At 63.9% G+C, this 9,388-nt stretch carries 10 protein-coding genes and 1 tRNA gene; 5 read left to right on the top strand and 6 right to left on the bottom strand.

Annotation, left to right across the window (positions count from 1 at the left end; all coding sequences use genetic code 11):
- Position 1: 1 nt before the first annotated feature.
- The 4 genes from xdhA to VF497_RS16755 all read left to right on the top strand — a co-directional run bounded on the left by xdhA (position 2) and on the right by VF497_RS16755 (position 6,101).
- Positions 2 to 1,480, top strand: coding sequence for a xanthine dehydrogenase small subunit (gene xdhA / locus VF497_RS16740; RefSeq protein WP_330890828.1), 1,479 nt, complete (start codon positions 2 to 4; stop codon positions 1,478 to 1,480).
- Complete coding sequence (gene xdhB, locus VF497_RS16745) at positions 1,477 to 3,801, top strand: xanthine dehydrogenase molybdopterin binding subunit (protein WP_330890830.1); 2,325 nt, start codon at positions 1,477 to 1,479, stop codon at positions 3,799 to 3,801. Before xdhA ends, xdhB begins: the two co-directional genes overlap by 4 nt.
- Positions 3,798 to 5,018: a urate hydroxylase PuuD gene (locus VF497_RS16750; RefSeq protein WP_330890832.1), complete on the top strand. Its 1,221-nt coding sequence runs from the start codon at positions 3,798 to 3,800 to the stop codon at positions 5,016 to 5,018. Before xdhB ends, VF497_RS16750 begins: the two co-directional genes overlap by 4 nt.
- A 90-nt stretch (positions 5,019 to 5,108) precedes the next feature.
- Complete coding sequence (locus VF497_RS16755; RefSeq protein ID WP_330890834.1) at positions 5,109 to 6,101, top strand: sterol desaturase family protein; 993 nt, start codon at positions 5,109 to 5,111, stop codon at positions 6,099 to 6,101.
- Between the two features lie 4 nt (positions 6,102 to 6,105).
- Here VF497_RS16755 and VF497_RS16760 read toward each other — a convergent pair whose 3' ends face one another.
- The 4 genes from VF497_RS16760 to coq7 form a co-directional block, all read right to left on the bottom strand.
- Positions 6,106 to 6,621, bottom strand: coding sequence for a discoidin domain-containing protein (locus VF497_RS16760; RefSeq protein ID WP_330890836.1), 516 nt, complete (start codon positions 6,619 to 6,621; stop codon positions 6,106 to 6,108).
- Between the two features lie 164 nt (positions 6,622 to 6,785).
- Positions 6,786 to 6,953: a hypothetical protein gene (locus tag VF497_RS16765; protein ID WP_330890838.1), complete on the bottom strand. Its 168-nt coding sequence runs from the start codon at positions 6,951 to 6,953 to the stop codon at positions 6,786 to 6,788.
- Positions 6,947 to 7,183 (bottom strand): hypothetical protein, encoded by a 237-nt coding sequence (locus VF497_RS16770; RefSeq protein WP_330890840.1) that lies wholly within the window; start codon positions 7,181 to 7,183, stop codon positions 6,947 to 6,949. The genes VF497_RS16765 and VF497_RS16770 overlap by 7 nt, the downstream gene beginning before the upstream one ends.
- A 79-nt stretch (positions 7,184 to 7,262) precedes the next feature.
- Positions 7,263 to 7,907 carry a 2-polyprenyl-3-methyl-6-methoxy-1,4-benzoquinone monooxygenase gene (coq7, locus tag VF497_RS16775; RefSeq protein ID WP_330890842.1) on the bottom strand — a complete coding sequence of 215 codons (645 nt, stop codon included), beginning with the start codon at positions 7,905 to 7,907 and terminating at the stop codon, positions 7,263 to 7,265.
- Between the two features lie 139 nt (positions 7,908 to 8,046).
- Here coq7 and VF497_RS16780 point away from each other — a divergent pair.
- Positions 8,047 to 8,123: transfer RNA gene (locus VF497_RS16780), tRNA-Met, on the top strand.
- Between the two features lie 77 nt (positions 8,124 to 8,200).
- Here the strand turns inward: VF497_RS16780 and VF497_RS16785 are convergent.
- Positions 8,201 to 8,677, bottom strand: coding sequence for a helix-turn-helix transcriptional regulator (locus VF497_RS16785; protein WP_330890845.1), 477 nt, complete (start codon positions 8,675 to 8,677; stop codon positions 8,201 to 8,203).
- Between the two features lie 16 nt (positions 8,678 to 8,693).
- Positions 8,694 to 9,071, bottom strand: coding sequence for an HU family DNA-binding protein (locus VF497_RS16790; protein ID WP_330890847.1), 378 nt, complete (start codon positions 9,069 to 9,071; stop codon positions 8,694 to 8,696).
- Positions 9,072 to 9,388 lie beyond the last annotated feature (317 nt).

Below are 9,388 nucleotides of genomic sequence, written 5' to 3' on the forward strand. Positions count from 1 at the left end.
CATGAGCGAGCCAGGGGCCAACGCCATCCGTTTCGTCCTCGACGGCGAGATCGTCGAAGTGGCCGACGTCGCGCCGACCACCACGGTGCTCGAATGGCTGCGCGAACACCGGCATCGCACCGGAACGAAGGAAGGCTGCGCCGAAGGCGACTGCGGTGCCTGCACGGTCGTGCTCGGCGAATTGGCCGGTTCCGGCAGCGACGCACGCATGCGCTATAGCGCGATCAACTCCTGCATCCGCTTCCTGCCGACGATCGACGGCAAGGAACTGGTCACGGTCGAAAGCCTGGCCGACGGCGACAAGCTGCATCCGGTGCAGCAGGCGATGGTCGACCAGCATGCCTCGCAGTGCGGGTTCTGCACGCCGGGTTTCGTGATGAGCCTGTTCGCCTTGTACCAGCAGAAGCCGGCGGCGAATCGCGAAGAAGTCGTTGAAGCGTTGGCCGGCAATCTCTGTCGTTGTACCGGTTATCGACCGATCATTGACGCCGGTTGCGCGATGGCAGCATACCCCGCTCCCTCGCGCTGGTCGCGCGAACAGGCGCAGGAATCCCCGCATCGCGCTGCGTTGCATTCGCTGCGACGTGATCACGCGTTGCAATTGCCCGGCTTCGTCGCGCCGCGCAGCTTCGACGAACTCGCGCAGGCTCTGCAGGCGCATCCCGATGCGCTGCTGCTCGCCGGCGGCACCGACATCGGCCTGTGGGTGACCAAGCATTTGCGCGAGTTGTCGCACATCGTCTATTTGGGCGAAGTGGCGGAACTGCAAAGCATCGAGACGCGCGCCGATGGCATGTTGCGCATCGGTGCCGGCGTGTCGCTGACCGATGCCTGGAACGCGATCGTCGTGCGCGTCCCGACATTGGCCGAGCTCGCGCAACGCTTCGCCTCGCCGCCGGTGCGCAACTCGGGCACGCTGGTCGGCAATATCGCCAATGGCTCGCCGATCGGCGATGCGATGCCAGCGCTGATCGCGCTCAGTGCGACGGTCGAGCTGCGAAGCGGCGACGTGACGCGCACGCTGCCGCTCGAGGCGCTGTACCTCGACTACATGAAAAAGGATCTCGCGCGCGGCGAATTCGTCGTCGCGGTCAACGTGCCGGCGCCTAAGGCGGCGACGCGCGTAGCGAGCTACAAATTGTCGAAGCGCATCGATCAGGATATCTCGGCGGTCTGCGCGGCATTCGCGATCGAGGTTGCGGATGAACGCATCGTTGCCGCGCGTATCGCCTACGGCGGCATGGCTGCCATTCCTGCGCGGGCGAAGCGAGCCGAAGCCGCATTGGTCGGCAAGCCGTTCGACGAAACCGCGTTCGCTGCTGCGGCGAATGTCCTGGCCGAAGAGTTCAAGCCGTTGAGCGACATGCGCGCGACTGCTGCCTATCGCCTGCAGGGGGCGCAGAACCTGTTGCGCCGTTTCTTCCTCGAGCACGCGACGAAGCAGATCCTGCGCACGGATGTCGCCGAGGTGTCGGTATGAACGACTTGTCGGCAACGCTCGAAGTCGGCGCACTGATCGGCGAACCCGTGCGCCACGAGAGCGCGCATCTGCACGTGTCGGGCCGAGCGGTCTACGCCGACGACATGGAACTGCCGCCGTCGACCCTGCATGCCGCGTTCGGCATCAGCCGCATCGCGCACGGCCGGGTCAAATCGCTGGACTTGTCGGATGTGCTGGCGACACCCGGCGTCGTCGCCGTCGCGACGGCGAGCGACGTCCCCGGCGAGAACAACTATGGCGGCATCGTCCACGACGATCCGATCTTCGCGGAAGGCCTCGTCCAGTACGCCGGCCAACCGCTGTTCGCCGTCGCGGCGACATCGATGACGATCGCACGCAAGGCCGCGCTCAAGGTGAAGATCGAATACGAGGAATTGCCCGCGATCTTGTCCATCCGCGATGCGATCGACGCGGGAAGCTACGTGACGCCGAGCCAGATCGTCGCGCGCGGCCGCGCGCGCGTGGAACTGGCGACGGCGCCGCATCGTCTGCAAGGCACGATGACGGTCGGCGGCCAGGACCATTTCTACCTCGAAGGCCAGATCGCCGTAGCGATTCCCGGCGAGGACGGCACCCTGCACGTGCACTCCTCGACCCAGCATCCGACCGAAGTGCAGAACGTGATCGCGCATGCAATGGCGCTGCCTGCACATGCGGTTGTTGTGCAGTGCCGGCGCATGGGCGGCGGCTTCGGCGGCAAGGAATCGCAGCCTGCGCTGATCGCGGCGGTCGCCTGCGTGCTCGCGCGCAAGAGCGGGCGTCCGGTCAAGCTGCGCCTCGAGCGCGACGCCGACATGCTGATCACCGGCAAGCGCCACGGCTTCATCGCCGACTACGACATCGGCTTCGACGATGCGGGCCGCATCAGCGCGCTCGCGGTGATGCTCGCCTCGAACTGCGGCTACTCGGCCGACCTGTCCGGGCCGGTCAACGACCGCGCGATCTGCCATGTCGACAACGCCTATTACATCGAGAACATCGAGATTCTTTCGCATCGCTGCAAGACGCACACGGTGTCGAATACGGCGTTCCGCGGCTTCGGCGGGCCGCAGGGCATGCTCGCGATCGAGCAGGCGATCGACGATATCGCGCGTACGTTGAATCTCGATCCGCTCGAAGTGCGCCGGCGCAACTACTATGGCCAATCTCCGCGAGACGTGACGCCGTACGGGCAGTACGTCGAGGACAATATCCTCGAACGTCTCACCGACGATCTCGAAAAGACCAGCCGCTATCACGAGCGCCGCGCCGAAATCGCGCAGTGGAACACGGCGAATGCGATCGTCAAGCGCGGCATCGCATTCACACCGGTCAAGTTCGGCATCTCGTTCAACGCGACCGTGTTCAACCAGGCCGGCGCGCTCGTGCACATCTACACCGACGGCAGCGTGCTGCTCAATCATGGCGGCACCGAGATGGGGCAGGGCCTGTACACGAAAGTTGCACAGGTTGTCGCGCACGAATTCGGCCTGCCATTGTCGGCCGTGCGCACCTCGGCGACCGACACGAGCAAGGTGCCGAACACTTCGGCGACCGCGGCGTCGAGCGGCGCCGATCTCAATGGCAAGGCTGCGCAGGCCGCATGCAAGACGCTGCGCGATCGTCTCATCGTGCATGCGTGCAATACGCGTGGCGTCGAGGCAAATCAGGTGCGCTTCGCCGAGGGTCATGTGCAGATCGGCAACGAACGGGTCACGTTCGCGCAGCTCGTGCAATCGGCCTATCAGGCGCGCATCTCGCTGTCGGCGACGGGTTTCTACGCGACGCCGAAAATCCATTGGGACCGCAGTCGCCTCAACGGACGCCCGTTCTTCTATTTCGCCTACGGAGTCGCCGTGTCCGAAGTCGCGGTCGATACGCTGACAGGGGAAACGCAGCTGACCCGCGTGGATATCCTCCACGATGTCGGCAAGTCGCTGAATCCCGCGATCGACCGCGGCCAGATCGAAGGCGGTTTCCTCCAAGGCATTGGCTGGCTGACGAACGAGGAGTTGTGGTGGAACACGAAGGGCGAGCTGAAGACGCATGCGCCGTCGACGTACAAGATTCCGTCCGTGCGCGACTGGCCGCCGCATGCCGATGTGCGCATCCTCGAGCACGCGCCGAATCCTGAAGACACGATCCATCGTTCCAAGGCGGTCGGCGAACCGCCGCTTATGCTCGCGATCTCGACCTTACATGCGATCCGCGATGCGGTTGCGGCGTGCGGAACGTCGGGCGCGATTTCCGACCTTGTTGCGCCGGCAACGCCCGAATCCGTGCTGCGCGCGATCGATTCCCTGCGGAGTGCCGCTGATTGAGCGCGTATCTTTTCGACTGGGCCAGCCTGCTTGGCCGCTGGCTGCACCTGATTACCGGTATCGCCTGGATCGGCGCCTCGTTCTATTTCGTCTGGCTCGACAATTCGCTGCTGCCGCCCAGGCGCAAGGAGCTGATCGACGCCGGAGTCGGCGGCGAAGTCTGGGCCGTGCATGGTGGCGGTTTCTACAATGCACAAAAGTATAAAACTGCCCCGGCAGAGCTGCCCGAGCCGCTGCACTGGTTCTACTGGGAGGCGTACACGACCTGGCTGTCAGGGTTCTTCCTGCTGTGCCTGCTTTATTTCGGTCAGGCGGAAATTTATCTGATCGATCCTTCAGTGATGGCGCTTTCGAAAGCGGCCGCGATCGGCATCGCGCTCGCGTTTCTTGCCGGCGGCTGGCTGATCTACGATGCGCTGTGCCGGTTCTTCTTCCAGCGCAGCGAACGCGCGCTTGGCTTGCTCGTCGCGATCGCGTTGAGCATCGCCGCATGGGCGCTGTGCCAGCTTTACAGCGGGCGCGGTGCGTACATCCTGTACGGCGCGACGATCGGCACGATCATGGTCGCCAACGTGTTCTTCGTCATCATCCCCGGTCAGCGCGAGATGGTGCGCGCGAAGACCGAGGGACGGCCGCTCGATCCGGTCTACGGCCTGCGCGGCAAGCAGCGCTCGGTGCACAACACGTATTTCACCCTGCCGGTGTTGTTCGTGATGATCAGCAACCACTACGCGCTGACCTACGGCGCGAAGTGGAACTGGCTCGTGCTGATCGCGATGAGCGTTGCCGGCGCCGCGATCCGCGCATGGTTCGTCATGCGCCACAAGGCGCACGAGCGCGGCGGCAAGACTTCACCCGTGCCGCTCGTGATCGGACTGGTCGTGCTCGCCGGCGTGATCGCCGCGCTGGCGCCGCGCACGAGTACGTCCACGCAAGGCGCGCACGATCCTGCGGCTGTCGCGCAGCGCTTTGCCGAAGTTCAGGGCATCATCAACCAGCGCTGCGTGACCTGCCACGCGCCGCATCCGACCTTCGCCGGATTTCCCGCGCCGCCGAAGGGCGTGATGCTCGACACGCCAGAGCATCTCCTCGCCAACACCGTCGCGATGCAGACCCAGCTCGCCACGCGCGTGATGCCGATCGGCAACCTCACGCAGATGACCGATGCCGAGCGCGAGACCGTGTTGGCCTGGCTGCGCGACGGCGCCCAGAGGTAGATTGCTCCGACTACAAAAGCGCAATACAGTCGCCAGCGCGGTGCGTAACAGCACGGATCGTTCGCTGTGTCCTCTGATGGCGGGGTTGCAATGGTTGCTTTGGATTTCCTGCGCAATGAAGTGGTTGGATTTCTGGGAGTGGGAGGGCTGCTCGAACTGATCCGCTCGGGCGACTATGCGGCGCTTGCGACCTGGAAAGGACTTGCCTCGGTAGTCGCGCCGCTGGTGCCGCCGCTGTTGCTGATCGAAGTGGTGACGGCGATGTTCAGGCGCCGCTTCATCGAAGAAGGCTATGGGCTGACTTTTCTGATCTTCCTGGCCAATCGCGCGAGCGCGCATGTGATCTCGATCCCAGCCGTGGGCTTCTGCATCGGATTGCTGCAGCCGCTCGCGCCGTTTCATGTCGGATTCACCTGGTACGGATGGATCTACGGTTATCTCGTCTGGGAGTTCTCCCATTTCGTCTACCACTTTCTTGCGCACAAAGTGCGATTGCTCTGGTGTCTGCATTCCACGCATCACGCGCCGAGATCGATGAATCTGATGGTCAGCAATGCACATTTTTTTCTGGAAGGGCCGTACGCGGATGTGATACGCACCAGCATCTGCATGCTGGCCGGACTCGACCCGCTGCTGCTGTTCGCGATCATGTTCGTCGATGGTACCTGGGGTGCATTCATACACGTCGGCGAGGGCTTGTTCCGGCACGGGCGGGTGCGTGCGCTGGAGGCGCTCGTGCTCGCTCCCATGCACCATCGCGTGCATCACGCGCGCAACCCGCTCTACATGGATACCAACTTCTGCAATCTGCTCAATGTATGGGACCGGCTGTTCGGCACCTATCAGAATGCGCGTCAAGACATCGCGATCGAATATGGCATCACCCGCGCGATGAATCCGAACAGTTTCGTGGATGTGTATTTCGGCGAGTTCGCCGCGCTCTGGCGCGATTTCCGGGCGGCTCCGGGCCCGCGCAACAAGCTGCTCTACCTCGTCATGCCGCCGGGCTGGAGCCACGACGGCAAGCACAAGACCGCAGCGGAAGCGCGCCGCGAGTACCTGCAGAGCATCGCCGGCACATGAGCGCTCAACGCACTTCGAGTTCGAATATGCGCGTGGCCGGATCGCGGTCTTGCGCCGGCACGTGGACGACGAGTTTGACGTAGCGCGCGTCGACAGGAGCGACGGGGTGATGGCTGACGTCGGCCGTGTTGTCGACCACCTCGACGACGCGCCGCCAATGCGAGCCGTCGCGCGATACGAGGATTTCGAATGCGCGAGTGTTCCAGCTTCGCAACTCGCCGCCCGCCCCGGCGTGCCGAATCGTGAACTCGCGAATCTGTCGCACTTGGCCGAGATCGACCCGCAGCCACGCCGGCCGTGCCAGCGAGCAGAATTTGTCGAGGACACTGGACAAGGTGCCGTCCACCGCATTGCTCGCCGGTTCGCTGGCTTTGCAGACAGGCGAGCCGTTTGCCGGTCGATGCAGCGCGAAATCGATGCCGGTGTCGGCGTGAGCGACGCCCATCGATAAAGAAAGAGCCATGCACGCGGTAGGCAGGGCCAGGAACCGCGCAAGTTTCGAGCCGGGTGACTTGGGCATCGTGCTTTCCTGATTCGCCGTTGTCCAAGTTTGCCCGAGATACCGGCCGAATGCAGCGGGTCGAAATCGACGTTTTTCGCTCAGTTGTGCCCGAGGCAACGAGCTAGGAATTCGAGTTGGATTTCGGCCGGATTTCTTCCAGCTGCCGCCGCATCGCCTCGATATCAAAGCGGTCGATATGCGGGAATGTTGCGCCACACTGCGTGATAGCCAAAACCGCCGTCGAACATCTCGGCACGCGCATCGGCCTTGCTCCAGCCTTGCACGACCATGCGGTACGCCGCGCAGACCACGCCGGTGCGGTCTGCGCCGTGCCAGCAGTGGATCAGCACCGGCCGTGCCGCTGCGATTCCACCATCGTCGCGACTGCGCGCGCGACTTCGGCGTCGTCGATGTCCCAGGTGTTGATGCGGAAACGCACGAGCGCGATGCCGCTATCGGCGAAGCGGCGTTCGTCGCCGTTGAAAGCACGCAGGCTGATGACGGTGCGAATGCCGAGTGCGGCCAGCGCGGCCACGTTGCGGCTGCGCGGCTGGGCGCTGCGGAAGAGCGTGTCGCTCAATCGGTGCAGGTTTTCCACGCGCTGCCCGGGCAGCGGCTGCGCCCAGTGCGTGGGCCGCGATGGCGGCGCGGAATCCGGTTCAGAAGCGATACGCCACCGCCTTCATCAGGTTGCTCGCCTGGCGCATCAGCGCGGGAATCGGCGGCGGCAGATCGATGCCGCCGGCTTCCCGTGCATGATGGCCGTGGCGCGCCTCGTCCTCCTTCATCTGCGCGACGACAGCACGGCTGGCGGCGTCGCCGGCGGGAAGTTGTTCCAGATGCTCGCCGAGATGCGCTTCGACCTGGCGCTCGGTCTCGACGACGAAGCCGAGGCTGACCTTGTCGCTGACCAGCGCGGCAACCGCGCCGAGCGCGAAACTGCCCGCGTACCAGAGCGGATTGAACAGGCTGGGTCGGCTGTGCAGCGCATCGAGCCGCTCGGAGCACCAGGCGAGGTGATCGGTTTCCTCTGCAGCCGCTTCAAGCAATTGCGCGCGCGTATCTGCCTCGCGCGCGACCGCGGCCTGGCCGGAGTAGAGAGCCTGCGCGCAGACCTCGCCGGTATGGTTCACGCGCATCAGGCCGGCCGCGTGGCGGCACTCGTCCTCGTTCAACTCGGCCTCGCCCATGCCGACAGCGGGCGAGGGGCGCGAAGCCTGCGGCACGGTGCCGAGCGCAGTGCCCGCGGCGCGCTCGACTTCGATCAGGATGCGGTCGGACAGGGAAATGTGGCGGCTGAACATGCGGCCATTTTCGACGCTGCGAGCGGGCGACGCAATCGACCGCTGCCTCCGGCATTTGCTATCATTCACTTGACAGACGCGGCGCGAATCCCAACAATCACGCCCCCTCCGTGCAACGCGGAGGCGATTTTCTTCCGATGGCGATGTAGCTCAGCTGGTTAGAGCACAGCACTCATAATGCTGGGGTCGGTGGTTCGAGCCCACCCATCGCCACCAACAATCCGAAGAAAATCAAGGAAATTCTTCAAGAAGACACGCGTTCCTGCCCTGCCGTTTCGAAGGCACGAGACAATCTACGTTTTGCTTCTCTTTGTCTTCGCGCGCGGCGAGCGCGATGGCTTGATTGCATCAAGCCGCTCCTGCGCCTCGCGTTTGCCGATGCCGCGCAACGCGATGATGGCCGCCAACTGTTCCTTCCGCGGCGTGGCCTTCTTGGTTTCCCAGTTGTACACCGATTGTTCGCTGACGCCGAGCAGCAAGGCCATCTGCGCGGCAGACAGGCCCAGCCGCGAACGCAGCGAGCGCAATCCCTTGGCGACGAAACGGACGGGACGGTCGGGCAGGGTTCGAGGTCTGCTGTCGCTCGCGACATTGACCCGCTTCTCGACTGAGGCCGACTTTTTCTGCAGCGCTGCCAGCTGGCGTTTGAGCGCGGCGATGTCACGTCGGTAGGCGGCCGACGCCTTCTTGACGCTGGCCACCGTCTTGCGAATCTCGCGTCTGCACAGACGCGAGATTTCGTCTTTCAAAAGAGCACCGATGTTGGGCACTGATTTGGGTCCCGAATCAGGCGGCGGCGTCTTTGAGCTTCTTCAGCGGGCGCACTTTCACCCGGACCGAAGCCGGCTTCGCGGCGAACCACTGTTCCTGCTTGGTGAACGGGTTGATGCCCTTGCGCTTCGGCTTCGCGGGAATGCTGGCGACGGTGACCTTGAACAGGCCCGGCAAAGTAAACGTACGCGCACCGTTCTTGTTGACCGAACCGACCACCGCGCCTTCCAGCGCGGCCAGTACGGCGCGGACGTCCTTGGCCATGACGGCAGATGAGCTCGCGATGTATTCGACCAATCCGGATTTGCCGAGGGCCTGCTTGATCGGCTTGGCTGCGGCCGGCTTCGCGGCGGGTTTCGATGCGGCTTTCTTCGAGGCTTTCTTGGTGGCCATGGTTTTTCCAATGAGTGGAGATGATGAACAGGACAGAGAAGCAGCCATAGCCTGAACATGCATTCCGCAAAAAGCAAGGCCCGGCAGTGTTATCCCGAAATAGCTGTTTTTGCGGTCCGGCTGCGGCTAGCGCATGGTACGCGACTGCATGCTCATGCGCCAAAGCGGTCCAGGTTCAGTTCGGTCGCGTGGTCGAACACGTGCAGCCTTTCGGAGTCGAGCGCGAGTTCGATGGGCTCACCGGCGCGCAGGCGCAGATGGCCGCCGATACGCGCGACGACGCGGTTTTCCGTGCCTATCGCGACGCTGAGTATGGT

The organism is Rudaea sp. (genome assembly GCF_036383415.1).
GTDB lineage: Bacteria > Pseudomonadota > Gammaproteobacteria > Xanthomonadales > Rhodanobacteraceae > Rudaea.

Bases quoted from the DNA above. Each gene is read 5' to 3' on its own strand.
- xdhA (WP_330890828.1), top strand. From the start codon at position 2: ATGAGCGAGCCAGGGGCCAACGCCATCCGTTTCGTCCTCGACGGCGAG.
- xdhB (WP_330890830.1), top strand. From the start codon at position 1,477: ATGAACGACTTGTCGGCAACGCTCGAAGTCGGCGCACTGATCGGCGAA.
- VF497_RS16755 (WP_330890834.1), top strand. From the start codon at position 5,109: ATGGTTGCTTTGGATTTCCTGCGCAATGAAGTGGTTGGATTTCTGGGA.
- VF497_RS16760 (WP_330890836.1), bottom strand. From the start codon at position 6,621: ATGCCCAAGTCACCCGGCTCGAAACTTGCGCGGTTCCTGGCCCTGCCT.
- coq7 (WP_330890842.1), bottom strand. From the start codon at position 7,907: ATGTTCAGCCGCCACATTTCCCTGTCCGACCGCATCCTGATCGAAGTC.
- VF497_RS16790 (WP_330890847.1), bottom strand. From the start codon at position 9,071: ATGGCCACCAAGAAAGCCTCGAAGAAAGCCGCATCGAAACCCGCCGCG.